Here is a 19715-nt window from a genome sequence, read left to right as displayed (position 1 = left end):
AAGGGGGACAAGCTTAGCCTCCTCTTCCTGGGTTATGATCATAGGGCTCTCGATATCGGTGACCTGGTGAAGCGCCTAAGGGTGGAGGTCAGGCATCAGTAGAGACAAAGAACCGTTAATTTTATATACTTAAGCCAACATAGCATATAATCAGGAGGAATTTATGAAATCTATGGCGAAATTTCTAAGTGTAGCGGTCTTGTTGTCTTTGGCGGGCTTGCCCCTATTTGCCGGGGGGGCGGGGGATCGCGGTGGGGGAAAGACCTACGAGCTGACCCTGCTCCATACCAACGATCATCATGGGTCTATTCTCCCCAATGGCGGGCGGGGCGGGCTTGCGGAAGTGGCGGCCTATATCAAGGCGGTAAAGGCAACCAATCCCCAGGTACTTCTGCTGGACGCCGGGGATATCAATACAGGCAGCGCCCTTTCCAATATGTTTGCCGCGGAGCCGGATATCCTGGGCTATAACATCATGGGCTATGATGCGGGAATCTTCGGCAACCATGAATTCGACGGCAATCAGGAAAAACTGCTCAAGCAGATTGGGCTGGCCCAATTCCCCTTTGTTTCATCCAACATCAAAACCCCCGACGGAGAGTACCTGGGGGGGAATCGTTATCTTATCAAAAAATATGACGGCTTTACCGTGGGGATCTTCGGCCTTACCACCCTGCGGACCAAAATTATCGCCAGCCCCGACAAGAGCCTGACCTTTATCGACGAGATCGAGGCTGCCCGGGAAGTGGTAGATATACTGCGGAACAAGGAAAAGGTTGATATTGTGATAATGGTTTCCCACATCGGGAACATAAAGGAAGCGGCGGATCATATTATATCCCCGGAAGTGGCTGCGGCGGTTCCCGGTATCGACATCATCGTAGACGGCCATTCCCATAGTTACCTGGAAGCGCCCATAAAGGTGGGGTCCACCTGGATAGTTTCCGCCAACGAATGGGGAAAATATGTGGGCCACGGGAAACTTACCGTTCAGAACGGGAAGCTCCTGGACTTCGCCTGGAAGCCCATCGCGATAGAGCCGGATCCGGAAGTGGTCAAAATGCTGGCCCCCTATATCGAAAAAGCCAATGCCAGCCTTAAAGAAGTGGTGGGGGAAGCCTCAGCGGAATTTGTCTTCGGGAACCGGCTTACAAGGTATCAGGAAACCGCCATCGGAAACATGATTACCGATGCCGAGGCGTGGTATTTCAAGACCGTGTCTAACCAGCAGCTGGATTTTGTCTTCCACGCCGGCGGCAGTATCCGTACCGGCCTTCCCAAGGGAAAGCTTACCCGGGAACAGATCCTCACGGTGCTGCCTTTCGAGAACTACCTCTTTATCGTGTCCCTTAAGGGATCGGATATCCTGGAGCTCTTCAAGTTTATCGGCACCATCCCCCAGGGCGCAGGCGGTTTCCCCCAGGTCTCCAGTGAAGTGCGCTTTACCATTGACAAGACTGTGGAGGGCGGGGTGGTTAAAGACCTGACCATAGGCGGCGCACCGGTTGATCCCAACAAGACCTACCGTTTCAGCACCGACGATTACCTTCTGGGCGGCGGCGACGGTTATGTGGCCATGACCAAGTCGGAAAACCCCTTCAACACTTCGCTTCTGCTTTCCTACGTGGTGGTGGAATATATCCGCGCCCAGGGCGGCGTTATTACCCCCTCCACCGACGGGCGGCTTAAGGTTATCGGGGGCATTGCCCCTTAGGACTTTCTGCATTTGTTAAATGCCGTCTTGTCCGGTTTCCGGACGGGACGGTTTTTTTATGGCGCCTTTTCCCCACATTCGTGGGGCGGGGGCTCCGGTTCAATTCCCAGCTTTTCTTGGAGATTTAGAATTTTTTGACTTTTCTCTGATTTTCTCGGTTACTATTGATATTTGCCACCTCAGGGAATTGAACCCTAGACACAAGGATTTTCAGTCCTTTGCTCTACCAACTGAGCTAAGGTGGCTTGAATAATACCTTTATACCCGGAAGTAAAAAAAAAGTCAATAGTTATTAAGGCCCAGAAAAAAAGGTCCTTCAATCGACACGCATTATGATGGATTGTCGTCTGTGACATTGCCCTCAGGGGCTGTTCCCCGCCGGGCTTCCCGTCTTGAAATGGCCAGGGCAAGGTCTACTTCGGCTATGGTTACCCCCAGGCGGGCGGCGATGGTTTCTGGGGAGAAGCCGTTCAGGGACAATTCGCTTACCCGCTCCGTCAGGGGGGCCTTGGGTTTAAGCTGGGTTGGAGAACGGGTAAACCGGGGCGAGGAAGGGGCCTCGGGACCGGCTTCAACTTGGGGCTCCCGGGCGGAACCGGGCTCGATTGGGTTGGAACCAGTTAAATTGGGTCCAGGGCCGCCGGCGGCCGGTGGGTAGGGTGAGCCGGGTACAGCTTGTGGGGGCGGCGCTCCCGGGGGCGCTGTCTCCGGGCCGGGGTTTATGGTCAGGGACCGGAGGCCGCGGCCTAGGGCGGCGTAGTTTTTTTCGGTTTGGAGGGCGGCAGTCTTTTTTGAGCCTTCTCCGGCCAGGGTGTTCAGGGCCGATTCCTGGGTATTCCGCCGCTCCAGTTCCCGGGCGTAGGCCGCAATGCGTCGGTCCAGGGTTTCCAGCAGGGCTTTTATGGACTTGGCCTTATCTTCCAGAAGGGTGATATCCCGGTCCGTGGCGGCGTCTATGCCGGCTATGATCTTATCCACCTCTTCCTCAAAGTCCGCCAAAATCCGTTCCGCTCCGGTGCGGCGGCGGAGATAGGACTGGAGGTAAATAAACGAAAAACCGCAAATGATGAGGCTGGCAGCTGATAAAAGAATCGACAGGGTCATTACAGGCTACCCGCTTAAATCAACATTTTTGCCCAGGGCGGGATCGCGGATAATCGAGGGGTCCTCTTCCACTTCGGCATCATCCCCGGTTTCGGAACTGTCCCCCTTCCCTCCCCCGGCATATTCCCGGTGTTTTTTGGCGGAACGGTCCTTGACCCTTTCAAGGCCGTCTCCGGTATCCTGGGATTCGTTGACCGATTGGATCCGTTCTTCGGTTTCTCGCTGTATCTGGGCGCCCTGGATGGCTTGCTGTAATTGAAGCCCCTGTTTCTGACTGGCCTGTTCCTTGCCGACCTTATCAAGCTGGGTAAAGAGGGCTTGCAGGTCAATTGGTTGTATAGCCATCGGGACCTCGCATTGCCTCAGCATCAGGCTCTTCGTATTGGGTTACCTGAACCAAGCCATTCTCAAGGACAAAGGTGACCGCCCGGTACTCGGTGCGGACATCCTCCTTGGCATCTTTGATGATAATCCGGACTCCCGGGTAGACCTTGGCGGATGCGGAAACCCTGCCCCGGGCTTGAATGTTGCCCAGAAAATCCTGGGCCTTTTCTATCTCGGTCTCGTTCTTTTTCAGATCCGTGATGATCTCTACCCGTTTTTCTTCCAGTTCCGCGAGGTAGCTTTCCTTATCCTCGGGCAGGGATTTACGCTGTTTCTTGATATTGACCAGGGTCTGTATATTGAGCTGGATTTCCTCCAGCTGTTTTTCCATGGTTGCCTTCTTTTCAAAAAGCTGGGTAAGCAGTTCCTTGGTTTTGGGGTCCACCCCTACTTCGCAGATCGTTTCAGTCCCTGCGGTGGGGCTGCCCAGTACCTTGGCGTTGATTTCTTCCGACGCACGGAGGCGGCCCCCTACAATGGAAGCCCGCTTGCCCTGGCAAATGATCCGCTTAAAAGCATCCACCCGGGAATTGATAATGCCATCCGAGGCTACTACCATATTTCCCGCCTCTATTGCGGTGTTCTCAATGAACCGGGCCCAGAGGGATTTGCCCGCCCGGATTATGCAGCCGGCCTTGCTGCCGGTGATTCCCTGGTGGACGATGATATCCCCTTCCGCATCCAGCTCCGCCTTTTCCACAGTACCGTTTACTTCAATATTGCCCGCAGCCTGGACGGAGAAACCGTCCTCCACATTGCCATTGATGATCACCGTGCCCAGGAACATAATGTTGCCGGTCTTGAGGTTCACATCCCCCTGGACGGTGTAGACGGGCTCCACATTGATTTTACCCGATACCTCCACCACCTGGCCGTTCATATCGGCGATGATGGTAACCCCGTCGTCTCCCACATGGACATTTTTCCCCAGGGGCAGGGCCATGTCCTTGCCATCCCGGGCGGCTAGTTGCTTGCCCGTGACGGTTCTGCCAGGGGCGCCCCGTTCCGGGGCTATTTTCTTGGCCAGGGGCTGGGATTCCACCACATTCTGAATGATGTTCAGGTCCTTGAAATCGACCTTCCCATTGGCCCCTTCCTTAATACGCACCTTGGACTGATCGGTTTCAAAGTTATACTGCAAATAGGCGTCCCGGCCATTGACCGGCTGGGCCCCCTCGGCGATAAGTATCTTTTCTTTATAAGAAGGGTTGTCGGCGAATTCCACCAGAAATTCCTCGTCGATGCCGTAATAGACCTGGTTGCTCTTTAAAAAGTTCTTGTAGGTTTCCACGGTAATATCATGGCCGCCCTCACCCGGGGGAGTTACATAGAGTAGGGCCCGCATCTCCTGATCCGTGATTTCCACAGTCATGGAAGCATCGGCGCCGGAATTATGCTGAAAATCCCCTACCCGGATATACTCCCCGGTGGCAGCCTTAACAGCTTCGTTGACCGCTGCCTGGTTAATGTCCTTTACCTGCCGGGCGCCCAGGGCTGCCATAGCCTGGGCATCGGTAGCCCGTTTACCCTTGCCGATGGGCTGGGTAACTTTGATAAAAGCGCCGTCATGGAGCAGATGGACAAAAACCTCTCCGTTTTTTTCCTGAATAAGCGGGGCTTCAATTTCAAAGTCAGCATCATTGTCAAAGGATTCATCCTGGGCCGATTCATCTGCAGCAAAGGCCCGTTCATAGGCCTTGATCTTCCAGTCTTTTTTACCGGAACCCATAAAGCCCGTTGAGCCCCGTTCCGTAACTTCGTATTCCATTCTTCGGATGGGGATATTGAGCAGGGCCGCTGCCTGGGAAACCGCATCATCCAGGGTGGGGCCCTGGGCTTCCACGGCACTTATGGCCCTGTCCTGATCCAACTGTTCCTTCATTACATGTTGCAGTTGGACAAAATCGACCATGGTATGCTCCGTTATCTAAGACCCTATCTTACATGATACCCTTGCGGATATTTGTAAGTTTTGCCCGGAGCCGCAGGATTGCCTTGGTATGCAGCTGGGATACCCGGGATTCGGTTACTTCCAAGACCTGTCCAATTTCTTTCAGGGTCAGGTCCTCATAATAATAGAGAACCAGTATCTTTTTTTCTTTGTCTGGCAGTTCCTCTATGGCTTCCACGATGACCCGGCGGATTTCGTTCTTTTCTACGATCACGTCCGGATTGAGGCTTGAGGGGGATTCAATACTGTCCCCGATGGAGACCTTGTCGTTTTCATCCCCGGAAAACCATACATCATTCAGGGAAAGGATGGATGTACCGGAAATTTTCATCATGGTCTTGAGGTATTCGCTTTCATCCATCCCCAGGGAATTGGCGATTTCCTGATCCGTGGCAGTACGGCCCAGCTGGGCTTCCAGGGCGCCTACGGCTTCGTCCACCTCCCGGGTCTTCTGCCGCACCGACCGGGGGACCCAGTCTATGGACCGCAGTTCGTCAAAAATGGCGCCCCGTATGCGGGTTACCGCATAGGTCTTAAATTTTACATTTTTATCCGGGTCAAATTTATCAATAGCATCCAAAAGGCCGAAAACACCGAATCCTACCAGGTCATCAAATTCAACATTATGGGGCATGCCGACCGCGAGTTTTCCGGCCACATACTTTACCAGCGGGGCGTACTGTTTAATAAAGGTCTCACGGATCCTGGGATCGTGGTTTTGGCGGTATTCCTGCCAGAGTTCCTCTTCTGTCTTTTCTTCCAGAGAATATTCCGTAAGATTATTCCCGAGGACCTTCCCCATAGCTTATCCCTATTTTTCCCTTTTTAAAATTGTCTGGATGGCCGAAGCCAACTCATTGGCATTGAAATCTCCATCCAAGCCTTTTTTTCCTGCAAGAGGCTTAGCGGCCTCAGTACCGAAACTCTCGGAAGCACCGCCGCCGGTACTCGCGGCTGCCGCTTTTTCTCCGCCGGAGCCGGTAAAGGCCCCGGATATAAGGTCCAGATCCGGCAGTACATCCACCGAATCGCCGAAGTCCCCATCAAAATCAGCCTCTGCCGGAAGGGCCGGGCCTGAAGAACGGGGCAATTCTTCCAAATTACCCTCTCCAGTATACCCCGCTTCGCCGTTCTGGTCCAGACTATTTACCGGGAAAGGCTCCATATTTTCATCCGATCCCCCAGGATTTTCCATAAATTCGTTTAATCCGTCCCCAAGTCCCCCAATTGTATCGGGTAATTCGCTCCCCGTACCCTCATCGCCTCCTCCAATAGAGATATCTATCTGGGAGCCCGGAGCATTGGAAGCCTTTAAAAGATCCGGCAAATACATGTTTATCGCCGCATAGACGATGGTTACCAGGATGAAAAAGGCGCCCCCAAAGATAAAGGCCCGGATAAAAACGATACCCAGGCCGGCGCCGCTGATAATGCCTATCAGGATGGACAGGAGAAAACCAATTCCGCCGGCTATACCACTGATCTTGGGATCAAACATGCGCCGCCTCCTAATTGCCGCTAAAAATCCGTTTAATCATATTCCCGAAGCCCCCGCTTTCTTTAATATCGCTCTTTTCCATGCGCCCCACAATATGCTGTATGCAGAGCGAGGCCTTGCATTTGGGATCAATTACCATAAAGGGACGCTGCCGCAGTACCGCATGGGAGACTACAGTGTCCTCATAAATGAATCCCAGGTAATCAACCTTGAGGTTCAGAAACTGGCCGGCGCTATTGGTTATCCGGTCAGCCACCTTCTTTGCCTCTGCTACGGTTCTAACCCGGTTAACCACCAGTTTAAGCCCCATGTTCAGGCTGTCAATTTCCGTGGCTATGATCTTGATGATCCCATAGGCGTCGGTGATGGCTGTGGGTTCCGGGGTGGTGACAATCACCGCATCATCCGCGGCGGCGATAAAGTCCAGCACATTACTGGAAACCCCTGCGGAGGTGTCGATGATGATGATGTCCGCATTGGACAGGGTATCCAGCTCCTCGATAAAATTCATCCGCTCATCCTCGGTGAGGTTGGCGATTTTGGAAAACCCTGAGGCCCCGGCTACGATGGAGATCCCGTATTCGGTTTCCACCATAATTTCCTTCATGGTTTTTTGTTTGCGGATCACATGGTAGAGGCTCCATTTGGGGATCATGTTAAGCATCACATTGACATTGGCCATCCCCAGGTCGGCGTCCATGACCACCACCTTTTTACCCAGCCGGGCATAGGCTAGGGCCATGTTGACCGACACATTGGTCTTTCCCACCCCGCCTTTGCCGCTGGTGATGGTGATGACCCGGGCCCGCTTACCCTCCTTGGGTTTATCCTGGGCAGGCTCCGAGGCGCCCCGCTTTTTTCGCATTATTTCCCGTAAGTTTTCCGCCTGATCTTCCATTACTTTTCTCCATTCAGAGGGGAACTTCGACCTGCCGCCTCGGTGGAGGCTCCAGGGGGAAATCGCTGCTCAATTTCTTCCCGGTTGATCCGGAATCCCTCAAGGTTGATTAAGAACCGGACCACACTGGCCCGATGAATATGCTTATCTACCGGCTGGCCATCGGTGATATAGGCCACCGGCTTGCCCTCCGCTTCCAGGGCGGAAATCACATTCCCCACCCGTACGGTTTCGTCCAGCTTGGTGATCACCACGGACTGGAAATTGAAGGGGGCAAACTGCCGGATTATTTCCTTGATGTCACTGTACTTGGTACTTGCCGCCAGGGCCAGGTGTACCTCTGCGGAGGAACCGCAAACTTCCAGAAACTGTTTCATTTCCCCCAGTTTCACCGCGTCCCGGGGACTCTTTCCAATGGTATCCACCAGAATCAGGTCCGCGCCATTCTCGTAGAAGGCCAGGGTTTTCCGCAGCTCATCGGTGGTGTTTACGTAGGAGACCGGGATGCCCATGATGTCCCCGTAGATCTCAAGCTGCTCTTTGGCGGCGATACGGTAGCCGTCGATGGTGATCATCCGCACCGCCAGGGGGGGGCGGCCCCAGCCGTCTATCCCGTAGGCGGCGGCCAGCTTGGCAATGGTGGTGGTCTTCCCTACCCCGGTGGGGCCAACCAGGACCAGTATCCGGCTCTTGCGGCGGCTCTGGGTTGTATTATGTATTTTTATGGTTTCCCCTATCCATTCCACCACCTTATCCTGGACTACATCGTAATTTCCCAGATCTTCCAGGGAAAATTCTTTTCTGACCCGTTCCAGCATGGCCTTGGTATAGCCGGGGGAAAAATCGTTTTGATAGAAGATCTCCTCCAGACGGCCCAGGGTAGGGTGTTCCTCCCCCTGGGGACGTACATTGGCATCAAGCTTTTCGCTCAGGGTTTTTACTTCATTGAGGAGTTTTTGCAGGGTGGGGTCTGTCTTATTATTCGCCGCAAGGATCTTTTTCTTCTCTTCTTCAAAGTCCAAGGTCTGATTTGCCAGACCCGTCTGGCCGTTCTGAGCTGTCGGAATATTATGACTAGTCAGGCTAGTTTGACCAGGCTGCCTGGCGCCCTGAGCCAGGCCGGAGGAAGAAGCGCCATAGCCGCCCATGGTGGCATAGCGGATATCAGTGGAAATATACCCGGTCATCTCCACCCCTTCCCGGGTAAAGAGACCTAAAAAGCCCCCCATGCGGATGGTCCGGTAGTTCATCACTTTGGCCCGTTCACCGTATTTCAGGCGGACCTTCTGTAAACATTCCGAATAGGATGCGCCCTGTTCTATAAACTGTTCTACAGACACTATCGTTTCTCCTTCTTATTTTTAAAACTCATCCGGCTAATTTCCCATCCACTTCGCTTTCTATTTTGATTTCCCCCACCGCTTCTACGGAAATGTCCGGTACGATCTCGGGAATAGAAAGCACCACCAGATTCGGCAGTTCCCGATCCGATGAAGATTTTACCAAATACCGGGCAGCTTCAGAACAAAGGATCACCGGGTACCAGCCCTGGTCCTGAACCGCCGCCACCGCCCGGGAAAGGGACTTGATCCAGGCCATCCTGGTAGGCGGGTCCATGGCAGATATGACACCTGAGGCGGTTTCCACGGCGCTGTCCAGGATCTTCTGCTCCAGGGCCTGGTTGATGGTCAGCACCCGGAGGACCCGGTCGTCAGTGGCAAACTGCAAACAGATCTGCCGGCTCAGGGCCTGCCGGGCCTTTTCCACGAGGAACTGCATATTTTTGGCAGTCTTGGCGGCCTGGCCGTAATCCGCCAGGGCTTCCAGGATGGCGACCATATTACGGATGGACACCTGTTCCCGGAGCAGGGACTGGAGCACCTTCTGAATCTCCCCTAAGCTGAGAACCTTCTGGGCTTCTTCCACCACCGCGGGATAGTCCTTTTTGAGGGTGTCCAATATCTTCTGAGTAGCCTGGCGGCCCAGTATCTCCGCAGCATGGCGTTTGATAATGTCCGTTAAATGGGTTGCGATGATCGAGGGGGGGTCCACCACGGTATAGCCCGCCCGTTCAGCCTCGTCCCGTTTATCCTCATTGACCCAAAGGGCGGGCAGCCCAAAGGTGGGGTCCCGGGTTTTTTCCCCGGGCAGTTCGTCTTTGACCCCCCCGGGGTTGATGCAGAGATAGTAGCCCATGCGTATCTTGCCCCGGCCCACATCGACCCCCTGGATTTTGAAGCAGTACTCCGAAGGTTCCAGCCGTATGTTGTCGATGATCCGTATCTGGGGAATTACCAGCCCCAGGTCCAGCCCGGATTCCCGGCGTATGCGGTGGACCCGTTCCAGGAGCTCCGCGCCTTTTTCCCGGTCCACCAGGGGGATCAGGCCGTAGCCCAATTCCAGGGACAGGGGATCCAGGGGCACAATCGGGGACATGTCCTCGGTTTCAGGTTTGGCCTTCTTGGCCTCCGCAGTTTTAGCCGCAGCGGTATCCCGCTTGGTCTGACGCCGGCCCAGACGTATGGCCATGAAAACCAGGAGCCCCGCCATGGGGAGGAGCACGTACCAGGGGAAGCCGGGCAGCAGGGCAAGGGCGCCCAGGGCAACCGCGCCTATCCAGTAGATCCGGGCGTCCCGGGTAAACTGTTCTGAGACATCCTCACCGAAGGTACCGTTGGAAACCGACCGGGTAACAATGATGCCCGTGGCGGTGGAAATGAGCAGCGCCGGGAACTGGGACAGGAGGCCGTCCCCGATGGCAAAGGCGATATAGTTAGAGATGGCCAGGGCTGGGGGCTCCCCGTGGATCACCATGCCGATGATGAAGCCCCCAATGACATTCACCACCGTGATGAGTATCCCCACCTTGACGTTGCCGGAGATAAATTTACTGGAACCGTCCATGGCGCCGTAGAAGTCAACCTCCCGCTGGAGATCGTTCTTCCGGGCTATGGCCTCTTCTTCGGTGATGGCCTGGGAATTGTACTCCGCCTCAATAGCCATCTGCTTACCCGGCAGAGCGTCCAGGGCAAACCGGGCCGCCACTTCCGCAATACGGGTGGCGCCCTTGGTGATCACCATGGCCTGCACAGCGATGATAACGACGAATATCACTGCGCCCACCACTAAGCCTTCGGTTCCTCCGGAGCCCACCACAAAGGAGGAGAAGGCCCGGACCATGCGGCCGTCAAAAGAGGAGCCCTTGGTCAGGATGAGCCGGGTAGAGGAAACGTTCAGGGCCAGGCTGAACACCGTGGACACCAACAGTATGGTTGGGAAGATACTGAAGTCAGTAGCTTTTCTGGTATAGAGCACGATCAGTAATATGAGCAAAGCCAGAACCAGGTTCATGGCCATCAGGGCGTCCAGGAGTATGGTGGGCAGGGGTATGATCAGCATCATTACCACCGCCACCACCGCTACGGCCATGAAAAGTTCCGTGCGGTTTCCAAAAAGATTATTCGGCATTATGCCTCTATTAGTGTCAGACATCTGCTACATTCCCCCTCATGCCCCAAGACCGGCGTTGCGGCGCCGTTCCTCATTGGTGCGGTACACATAGGCCAGCACATCCGCTACGGCCCGGTAATAGGTTTCCGGTATGATTTCTCCCACCTCCGCCTCGGCATACAGAGCCCGGGCCAAAGGTTTGTTTTCTACCACCGGCACATCGTTTTCCTCGGCAATGCGGCGTATCCGCAGGGCCAGCTCGTCCTCCCCCTTGGCGCTCACCGTGGGGCCGTCCATGCCGCTTTTGTACTCCAAAGCCACCGCAAAGTGGGTCGGGTTTGCAATAACCACATCCGCCCGGGGAACCGTGACGGCAATATTCCTGTTCATCAGCTCCCGCATACGCTGGCGCAGCCGGGACTTGATCAGGGGGTCCCCTTCGTACATCTTCCGTTCTTCCTTCACTTCCTGCTTGGACATTTTCAAGGATTCCCGGTACTGCCAGCGCTGGAAGAGCATATCCGGTATGGAAAGAAGGAGCAGCAGTAATGCTGCGATGATCAGCATCCGTATTGCCAGGCCTGCCACAGTGGTGACCCCCAACCAGAGGCTTGCGGTCTGGAGGTTTGCCAGTTCCTTAATCTCCGAGCGGATAAGAAAGAAAGCCACGGAGCCTATGATGAGCATCTTGATGATGGACTTGGCAATATTGAAGAGCCCTTCCATAGAAAAGAGGGTCTTCTGGAAATACCGCCCCAGCCGGGGGACCACCTTAGAAAAATCCGGGGTCAGGGGCTTAGTGGTAAAGAGAAACCCGGTCTGCACCACATTGGCGAAAACCGCCGCCACCATGGACATGGCCACAATGGGCAGGGTCAGCTTTATCAGGTAGTCAAAAAAGGCCTGGGCTACTACACGGTCCCGGATAGGGTCCAGTTCGGTGATCCGGGAAAAGTAGAAGCGCAGCATTTCTACGCAGGTCCTGAGCATAGAGGGGGCCAGGAAAAAGATGGTCAGCGCCGGCAGCAACAGTACCAATGCGCCCACAAGCTCCTGGCTTTTGGCAACCCGCCCGTCTTCCCGGGCCTTCTGTATCTTGTACTCGGTAGGTTCCTCGGTACGGCCCTCGTCTTCTGCGGCGAACCACTGTAAATCCATGAGCAAGGCGGCTTTTAAGGCTTCATCATTAAGGCAACTCATGACCCGCCCCCGATTCGTACCCCAATACGCCCGTAGAGGGCTTCTATATTCTGAAAGCCTGCGTCCACTACCCGGGCAAAAGCTTCCACCATGAAGGGCATGGTTGCCATGATCAACACAAAGGCTACGGTGATGGAAATGGGAAAGCCCTCAGTAAGGATATTGATCTGGGGGGCCGCTTTGGAGATGAGCCCTGTGGACAGGGAAACCAGGAACAGGGTTCCCAGTATGGGCATACTGATGATGATGGCGTCCAGGAAAAGCCGGGAAAGCCCGGAGAGCAGCATTTGTACCACCGCCTCCCGGCCTGTAACCAGGGACATGGCGCTGATGGACCTGATGGAAGCCCAGAAGCCCCCCAGGAACAGTTCCCGGAAGCCGCCTATGGAAAGGAATACCAGCATGGCCACCAGGTTCAGGTACTGGCCCATCAGGGGGTTTTCAATTTGAGCAAGGGGGTCAAAGGTTTCAGATGCCCCGAAGCCCATCTGGAGGGAGAAAAACTGTCCTGCCGTGGAGAAGGCGGCGAAGATCAGGGTGAGGTAAAACCCTATGATTATCCCCACGATGGCCTCCCCGATGAGGAGCAGCACAAAGTACATGCCAAAGGGCGAAACATTCCAGCCCGCACTCAGGGCCGTGGGAAACGCCGAGAAGGCCGCAAACCCTGCCAGGGCAATTTTGGCGACCTGGGGTATGGCATCCGAGGACAGGAGGGGCGCAGTCTCGATCATAGCCAGAGCCCTGGCTGCAATCAGGAGAAAAACCGGCGCCGCCGCCATAATCTCGTTGAGATACTGTGTCTCAATCACCAAACAACCCCTTTACCCTTCATTCACTTAGCCACTAACCGGCTTTCGCCTAAACATTTATGCCGCAGTTTGGCTGCAAGCCAAACTGCAAGCAATGGCGCGCTAGCGCGCCATTGCCGGAATCATTCTGAACAGTTGCACCGTGTAATCCCCCAGGGATGTAAACATCCAGCCCCCCAATGCGCCAAGCATCAGAAGTATTACCAGCACCTTTGGTACAAAGGTGAGAGTCTGCTCCTGAATAGAGGTGGTGGCCTGAAAGATGGCTACCACCAGCCCTACTACCAGGGCGGACAAAAGCAGGGGCAAAGCCAGGAGCAGGGTCTCAAAGATCCCCCCCCGGAGAAGGGACGTAATTTCACCAACACTCATATTCTACGCTTCCTTACAAAAAGGAACGGACTATCTGGTCCGTCAAAAGCCCCCAGCCATCCACCAAAATAAAGAGGATCAGCTTGAAGGGCATGGAAATCATCACCGGGGGCAGCATGATCATGCCCATGGACATGAGGGCGCTGGCCACCACCATATCGATCACGATAAAGGGTATAAACAACAAAATGCCTATCTTAAAGGCAACGGTTAGCTCGTTCAAAATAAAGGCGGGGATCAGCACATAGGTGGGCACATCCGCCAGGGTTTCAGGCCGATCCAGACCCCGCATGGACATGAAGAGCCGTATATTGCCCGGGTTGCCCTGCATCTGGCGGTACATAAAAAGCCGCAAAGGCGCCTCGGCCCCACGGTAGGCTTCCTGCACCGAGATGGTTCCTTCCTGGAGGGGCTGGAAGGAATTTTGGTATATCTCATCTATGGTGGGCCACATGATAAAAACGGTCAGGAACAGGGAGATTCCCAAAATCACCTGGTTAGGAGGGGACTGCTGGAGGGACAAGGCGCGTTTGATAAAGTCCAGCACAATGGAGATGCGCAGAAAACTGGTCATCAGGATAATAACGCTGGGGGCCAGGGAGAGGGCCGTGAGGAGCAATAGTAACTGGAGGGAAAAGGCAACCTCCCGGCCTGTTTCAGGGTTGCGGACCGTCAAATCGATAAAGGGTATCACCGGGTCCGAGGGCGCCGAGGGGATCCCCATAGTACCCGGGGTGGACAGATCCGGAAACGGGAAGGGCGAAGTTTGAGCCGCAGCCCGGGGAGGGGCAAACAAAGCCAGCAGGATTACTGCCCCTGCCAGGGCAACGGGACGCCTCATAGGTCCTTCAGCCTTTCCCGCCGTTTCCGCAGGCTTTCTGGGGTGGGGCGGTGATCCGGAGCGGCGGCCCCACCCAGGCGGCGCAGGAGGGCGGAAAAATTCAGCAGCTTCCCGCCGCCACCCCGGGAACCGTTGCGGGACTCGTCCAGGAGCATGGCGTCCACCAGTTCCTGGTCCTCAATTTCCGATATCAGGGAGACGCCGCCGCTATCGGAAGCGCCCACCAGCCAGGCCTTGCTGCCTAAGGAAACTACCGATACACGAGAGCCCGCGCCCAGGGGGGCGTTGGCCAGGACCTTTAGGTAGGGGTTGCTCTGCCCCGGAGGGCGGGACAGGCGTTTAAAGAAAAAGACCAGCCCGTAGATGGCCGCCGCCGCCAGGGCGAGGACCAGGACCATACGGAGGACTATAAATAATGACGAGCTTGCGGGGGCGTTTATCGCCTCTCCGGGGATCGCTTCGCCCAGGATGATCTGGCTTTCAGGCAAAGTTTGTGCGGCAGTTTCTGTAAGCGGAAGGCTGCCATCCCTTGGGACAGGGCTATCCACACTGATATCCGGCGTTTGAGCGGACAGAGTATTGAGATTGTTAATAAAAAGGCCGGCGCTTAAAAACAGCGCGGCAAAAAAACATTGTCGTCGATTCAGTTTTTCCCCTCCCAAGTACAAACTGATTCTTAACTTATACCACTATTAGTATTATTATACTACCCCTATTCTAGCTCAGTTCACTCATTCTTTCCATAGGAGAAACAATTTCTGTGACCCGGACACCAAAATTTTCATCAATTACTACCACTTCTCCCTTGGCTATGAGCTTATGATTGACCAGAATGTCCACAGGCTCACCGGCAAGTTTGTCTAATTCAATGATAGTGCCCTCCCCCATGCCGAGAATTTCCTTGATGAGCTTCCGGGTACGGCCCAATTCGACGGTCATTTCCATGTACACGTCCATGATCAGGCCGATATTTCCCTGCTCCTGGGCTGTGGGGCTGGGCATAAGGTTGGGGAATTGTACGGACTGCACATTGGTGGGGGATCCCATCATGGCGCCCATGCCGCCGCCGCCCATGGCTGCTCCTCCAAACATACCCCCCATAGCAGACCCACCGTTGGCCGGCCGGGCTGCCTGGGAGGCCGCGCCGGGTGCAGCAGGCGGAGGCCCGCTCAGAGCCCGGGTTATATCCGCCGACACCTGGGGGCCGTAGACTTCCCAAACCTGGTAGGCCTTGCCGTCCCCCAGATCAAGCTGGTAGTCGGCGACCTGGAACTCCCCTGCCGGCAGGGCTGCTGTGGCCTTGGGGACATTGGCTGCTTCGGGGGCCACATTGGCGATAGACTTATTACCTGTTTTTCCGGTCAGGGTGGTGATCTGAGTACCCACCAGGGTGCCCACCATTTCCCCGATCACGGACATGGCCATTTCGTCCAGTTCGATGTTTTCTTCTTTGTTCATCAGGGCGGCTATTGCCTTGGCGGCATCCTCAGAAAAGAGGAAAACATGTTCCCCCGGGAACCCGCCGCTGAAATCCGCCTTAACCGCAGTAACCATATCCGGGAGCTTTTCTACCAGAGAATCCCGGGTGGAAGCGCTTACTGTAGGCCCCTTAAGGGAAACCGTAGCGCCTGTCATGGTGGAAAGGTTGGAAGACTGGGCATCCACGGTACCCGAAAGGTAGCCCTGGAGGGCCTTTGACTCCGCATCGCCGTTACCATTGCCCGGGATGTCTCCAGGACCGGAGGAATCTACTCCCGACAACAGTGCATCTATCTCATCCTGTGAAAGAGCGCCATCGCTCATAATGCTTCCTCCCCTTCCGCCGTAAGTTCTTCAAATTCTTCTTTTTCAAGTTCTTCTGTTTTTTTGATGATCTGCACCGCAACCTTCTTCCCGATTATACCGGGCCGGCATAAAAATTTCGTTTTATTGCCGATATTGAGGGAAAAAGCATCCCCGGCTCTGACATTGTTGAGCCGGACCACATCCCCGGCCCGCAGGCCAAGCACATCCCGTATGGGAACCTGTATGCTGCCGATTTCCGCTATAACACTAACATCGACGTTTGCAAGCTTCTCCTTAAGCAAATTGAGGTTTTCCGGGGTGGTGCCCCGGTGTACCGAAGAAAACCAGAACTGGGTCGATAGTTTTCCGATGATGGGCTCTATGGTCAGGTAGGGGATACAAAAGTTCATCATCCCCTCCACCTCCCCGATTTTGGTTTCCAGGGTGACCAGGACCACCATTTCTGTGGGGGGTACGATTTGGGCAAACTGGGGGTTGGTATCGATCTGCCCCAGCCGGGGCCTGAGGTCAATCACCTGGGCCCAGGCTTCCCGCATATTCCCCAGGATGCGGACCACGATCCCTTCCATAACCGCAGATTCAATGTCCGTGAGTTCGTGCTGGGACTTGGTTCCCTCCCCGGGGCCGCCGAAGAGGCGCTCAATGATAGAAAAGGTGATGGCCGGGTCTATTTCCAGGATGGCGTTCCCCTTTAAGGGGTCCATGTTGATAACCGCCAGGGTGGTGGGGGTGGGGATGGAGCGGATAAATTCCTCGTAGGTCAGCTGGTCCACCGAGGCCACATGGACGTGCACCATGGCCCTGAGCTGGGCGGACAGGGCGGTAGTGGTAAGCCGGGCAAAGGTTTCGTGCATAATGGAGACTGTCCGGATCTGTTCCTTGGAAAATTTATCAGGCCGCTTGAAGTCGTAAATTTTGATCTTCCGGGTGTCTGCGGCGGGTTTAAAAACCTCAGGCTCCGTATCCCCGGCGTTGATTGCGGTGAGTAACTGATCTATTTCATCCTGGGACAGAACTTCTGTCACTGAATAAAAAACCTCCGGTTTTTTATTTTGGAGTTTTTAGCTGCGCCAAAAACTCCATGCTCGGTAAAATGGAGTTTTCGTAGAAAACTCCAAGGCGAAACCCGCAGGGTTTCGTCCAAACTCCAAGAGATAAAAAAACGAAGTTTTTTTATCTCATAATTCCATCACATCCAACTGTTTAAAGACTATATTCTTTGCTTTGGATGAATTCAGGACCCTGGTGTTCAGGGCTTCAATTATTTCCTGTTTCAACCGGGCTTCCCGCTCCGTGGAAAGCTCCTCGGCGTACTTGGAACTGAAAAAATTCCGCACAAAATCCTGGAGTTCATAGAGCCGGGTGGTCAGCTCGGTGGCGGCGTTTTTATCGTTCATATCATAGCCGATGGCCATATCAACCACCACCGAATGGGAGGTAACATCCTTGGTCCGGGTCCGCACAGTACCGATGGAATTGAAATACAGGTACTCCGGCCGCTTCCCTATGTAGGGAGAAGCGGCATCGGCCACTCCGGTCTGGGGTTTGCCCCCCTTGTTCATAAAATTAAAGGTAATGACCGTGACGGTTACAATAAAAATCAAGGCCCCAAGGCCGATTGCCACAAATTTAAGGAGATTCGGCAGCAATGCGCCCAAGCCGCTCGGCTTTTTCGCACCCCCGCCGCCGCCGCCTTCCGGTGCGTCGCCGCTATCGCCTAAGACATCATCATCTTCTGCCATGACTCAATTCCTCCCGAAATCTATTTCTATAGTATACAAAAAAAAGATTTTATGCAAACCTCTTTTCTTCATGAAGCCCGGGCCATCATAAATGGCCGTCATCCAGGATGATGACATCCACCCGCCGGTTATAGGCCCTGCCTTCGGCGGTATCGTTGGAAGCCACGGGCATGGTATTGGCAAAACCCGCCACCTGGAACCGGTTTTCAGCTACTCCAATATCGGTTAAATAATGGAGAACGCTGATAGATCGGCGGGTGGAAAGTTCCCAGTTCGACTCCCAGGGGCCGTCGGGGTCCACCGGGGTGTCGTCAGTATGCCCCTCTATGCGGAATTTCCGCCCCCTAATCTCGTCGGAGGCCAGGAGAGTTCCCAGCCGGAGCAGTATATCCCGGGTCTGTTCCACATTGATCCGGGCGCTGGCAGGGTTAAAGAAGGCGTCCGAGGCCAGGCTTATGACCAGTCCCCGTTCGTCGTGGGTAACCTTAACCTTGTTAGACTTCACTTCCGGGTTAAAGAGGCTTACCGCCTTTTTCAGAGCCGTGCCCAGACTCTGGCCCTTTTCCATGGCGGGCAATGAAGCGATGGTATTTCCCAAGTCTGCGCTTTTTCCCACCGACAGGGTATTGCCCCCGATATTTGCCCCGATGCCTATATTGTTAAAGGCCGAAATCAGGGCTTCCAGGGTGGAAGGGGTAGATTCGTCGGGGTTGAACAGGGCGACAAAGAAACAGAGCATCAAAGTAACCATGTCCGAATAGGTTACGATCCACTCGCCCCCCGCCCCGCCCGCATCAGGCTTCTTTTTTTTTGCCATATATCAGTCCTTATGTATGGAGAAAATTGCAAAGCAATTTTCTCCAAGGGACTTTGAAACCTTTGGTTTCAAAGTCCCCTAATCCTTCAATATTTCCGCTTCCATAGCCTTGCGTTCCACCGGGGTCAGATAGGAAAGGAGCTTCATGCCCAGAATACGGGGGTTGTCCCCGGCCTGGATGGAGAGCACCCCCTCAATGGCCATTTCCATTACCTTGGATTCCTTGGCGTCACTGATTTTTAATTTGCCCGCCCAGGGGATCATCAGAAGGTTTGCCACCATGGAACCGTAAAGGGTGGTGATCAGGGCGACTGCCATGTTCGGGCCCAGGGCGGATTTGTCTTCCAGGTTTTTCAACATACCGATAAGCCCGATAACGGTGCCCAACATCCCAAGTCCCGGGGCCAGGGTGCCCCACATATTGACGACCTGGATTTTCGACACATGCCGTTCCTGCATCTGGCCCATCTCGGTTTCCATCAGGGTTCGCACAATTTCGGCGTCCGTACCGTCCACCACCAGGCGCAGCCCCTTCTTGATAAAATCGCTTTCTATATCGTCCAGCATCTCTTCCAGGGCCAGGAGCCCCTCACGGCGGGCCTTCTCCGACATGGCCATAAGCTGCTGGATCAGGCTCTTCTCATTGTAGTTGGAAGCTCTAAAGGTCAAACCTATGGTAGTAAAGATACCCACCGCGTCAGGAATACTGCTGAAGGTAAAGAGGCCAAAATAGGAACCCAGCACAACGATTAAGACCGAAGGAATATCCACGAAGGTCCCAAGGCTTGTTCCCCCGGAGATGACCCCCAGGCCGACCATCGCAAAACAACCTGCTACTCCGATTAGGGTTGATATATCCATGTAAACTACTCCTCGTTCTTAAAGCCGCCGATACGCCGGCGGTACTCCACAATCTTGTCAATAACTTCTGTTACATTTTCTTTGACAATCACAACCTTGCCGGAAAGCATCAGAAAAGTGGTATCCGGCCGGGTCTCAATGGACTCAATCTGATGGGGATTTATGTAATATTCCAAACCGTTTAACCGGGTTACCTGTATCATGTACCCTCCTGGGTCCGTTCCCGGTGACTAAAAAGGTGCCAGGCACCTTTTTAGTCACCATA

General features: G+C 54.5%; 20 protein-coding genes and 1 tRNA gene. 1 reads left to right on the top strand and 20 read right to left on the bottom strand.

Annotated elements, in window-relative coordinates:
* Positions 1 to 163 precede the first annotated feature (163 nt).
* Positions 164 to 1714: a bifunctional metallophosphatase/5'-nucleotidase gene (locus TREPR_RS05960; protein ID WP_015707399.1), complete on the top strand. Its 1551-nt coding sequence runs from the start codon at positions 164 to 166 to the stop codon at positions 1712 to 1714.
* 172 nt (positions 1715 to 1886) lie between these two features.
* Here the strand turns inward: TREPR_RS05960 and TREPR_RS05955 are convergent.
* The 20 genes from TREPR_RS05955 to TREPR_RS05860 form a co-directional block, all read right to left on the bottom strand.
* Positions 1887 to 1959 (bottom strand) — tRNA-Phe (locus TREPR_RS05955).
* 85 nt (positions 1960 to 2044) lie between these two features.
* Positions 2045 to 2818 (bottom strand): hypothetical protein, encoded by a 774-nt coding sequence (locus TREPR_RS05950; RefSeq protein ID WP_015707398.1) that lies wholly within the window; start codon positions 2816 to 2818, stop codon positions 2045 to 2047.
* Positions 2819 to 2824: 6 nt separating this feature from the next.
* Positions 2825 to 3163 (bottom strand): hypothetical protein, encoded by a 339-nt coding sequence (locus TREPR_RS05945; RefSeq protein ID WP_015707397.1) that lies wholly within the window; start codon positions 3161 to 3163, stop codon positions 2825 to 2827.
* Positions 3144 to 5114, bottom strand: a complete 1971-nt coding sequence (locus TREPR_RS05940) for a FapA family protein (RefSeq protein WP_015707396.1) — start codon at positions 5112 to 5114, stop codon at positions 3144 to 3146. The genes TREPR_RS05945 and TREPR_RS05940 overlap by 20 nt, the downstream gene beginning before the upstream one ends.
* A gap of 28 nt (positions 5115 to 5142) precedes the next feature.
* Entirely contained in the window at positions 5143 to 5955 is an 813-nt protein-coding gene (gene whiG / locus TREPR_RS05935) for an RNA polymerase sigma factor WhiG (RefSeq protein ID WP_015707395.1), read from the bottom strand.
* A 9-nt stretch (positions 5956 to 5964) separates the two neighbouring features.
* Positions 5965 to 6651 (bottom strand): hypothetical protein, encoded by a 687-nt coding sequence (locus tag TREPR_RS05930; protein ID WP_015707394.1) that lies wholly within the window; start codon positions 6649 to 6651, stop codon positions 5965 to 5967.
* A 10-nt stretch (positions 6652 to 6661) separates the two neighbouring features.
* On the bottom strand, positions 6662 to 7549 hold the full coding sequence (locus tag TREPR_RS05925; protein ID WP_015707393.1) for a MinD/ParA family protein: 888 nt from the start codon (positions 7547 to 7549) through the stop codon (positions 6662 to 6664).
* The gene (gene flhF / locus TREPR_RS05920; protein ID WP_015707392.1) at positions 7549 to 8889 is read right to left on the bottom strand and encodes a flagellar biosynthesis GTPase FlhF; all 1341 of its coding nucleotides are present in this window, start codon (positions 8887 to 8889) and stop codon (positions 7549 to 7551) included. The genes TREPR_RS05925 and flhF overlap by 1 nt, the downstream gene beginning before the upstream one ends.
* A gap of 28 nt (positions 8890 to 8917) precedes the next feature.
* Positions 8918 to 11017 carry a flagellar biosynthesis protein FlhA gene (gene flhA, locus TREPR_RS05915; protein WP_015707391.1) on the bottom strand — a complete coding sequence of 700 codons (2100 nt, stop codon included), beginning with the start codon at positions 11015 to 11017 and terminating at the stop codon, positions 8918 to 8920.
* Positions 11018 to 11056: 39 nt separating this feature from the next.
* The gene (gene flhB, locus TREPR_RS05910; protein ID WP_015707390.1) at positions 11057 to 12199 is read right to left on the bottom strand and encodes a flagellar biosynthesis protein FlhB; all 1143 of its coding nucleotides are present in this window, start codon (positions 12197 to 12199) and stop codon (positions 11057 to 11059) included.
* Positions 12196 to 13011 (bottom strand): flagellar biosynthetic protein FliR, encoded by an 816-nt coding sequence (gene fliR, locus TREPR_RS05905; protein WP_015707389.1) that lies wholly within the window; start codon positions 13009 to 13011, stop codon positions 12196 to 12198. The genes flhB and fliR overlap by 4 nt, the downstream gene beginning before the upstream one ends.
* A 102-nt stretch (positions 13012 to 13113) precedes the next feature.
* A complete protein-coding gene (gene fliQ, locus TREPR_RS05900) occupies positions 13114 to 13383 on the bottom strand; it encodes a flagellar biosynthesis protein FliQ (RefSeq protein ID WP_015707388.1) in 270 nt (89 codons plus the stop codon).
* Positions 13384 to 13396: 13 nt separating this feature from the next.
* A complete protein-coding gene (fliP, locus tag TREPR_RS05895) occupies positions 13397 to 14224 on the bottom strand; it encodes a flagellar type III secretion system pore protein FliP (RefSeq protein WP_015707387.1) in 828 nt (275 codons plus the stop codon).
* The gene (locus TREPR_RS05890; RefSeq protein ID WP_245534795.1) at positions 14221 to 14772 is read right to left on the bottom strand and encodes a flagellar biosynthetic protein FliO; all 552 of its coding nucleotides are present in this window, start codon (positions 14770 to 14772) and stop codon (positions 14221 to 14223) included. The genes fliP and TREPR_RS05890 overlap by 4 nt, the downstream gene beginning before the upstream one ends.
* 169 nt (positions 14773 to 14941) lie before the next feature.
* Positions 14942 to 16027, bottom strand: a complete 1086-nt coding sequence (gene fliN / locus TREPR_RS05885) for a flagellar motor switch protein FliN (protein WP_015707385.1) — start codon at positions 16025 to 16027, stop codon at positions 14942 to 14944.
* Positions 16024 to 17055: a flagellar motor switch protein FliM gene (fliM, locus tag TREPR_RS05880; RefSeq protein WP_015707384.1), complete on the bottom strand. Its 1032-nt coding sequence runs from the start codon at positions 17053 to 17055 to the stop codon at positions 16024 to 16026. Before fliM ends, fliN begins: the two co-directional genes overlap by 4 nt.
* Before the next feature lie 153 nt (positions 17056 to 17208).
* Positions 17209 to 17772 (bottom strand): flagellar basal body-associated FliL family protein, encoded by a 564-nt coding sequence (locus tag TREPR_RS05875; protein WP_015707382.1) that lies wholly within the window; start codon positions 17770 to 17772, stop codon positions 17209 to 17211.
* Positions 17773 to 17857: 85 nt separating this feature from the next.
* Positions 17858 to 18589, bottom strand: a complete 732-nt coding sequence (motB, locus tag TREPR_RS05870; protein ID WP_015707380.1) for a flagellar motor protein MotB — start codon at positions 18587 to 18589, stop codon at positions 17858 to 17860.
* 78 nt (positions 18590 to 18667) lie between these two features.
* A complete protein-coding gene (locus TREPR_RS05865; protein ID WP_015707379.1) occupies positions 18668 to 19450 on the bottom strand; it encodes a motility protein A in 783 nt (260 codons plus the stop codon).
* Between the two features lie 5 nt (positions 19451 to 19455).
* Complete coding sequence (locus TREPR_RS05860) at positions 19456 to 19653, bottom strand: flagellar FlbD family protein (protein ID WP_015707378.1); 198 nt, start codon at positions 19651 to 19653, stop codon at positions 19456 to 19458.
* Positions 19654 to 19715 lie beyond the last annotated feature (62 nt).

The organism is Treponema primitia ZAS-2 (genome assembly GCF_000214375.1).
Taxonomy (GTDB): Bacteria; Spirochaetota; Spirochaetia; order Treponematales; family Breznakiellaceae; genus Termitinema; species Termitinema primitia.
Note: the sequence above shows the minus strand (reverse complement) of the source record. Positions and strands in the feature narration are given on the sequence as shown.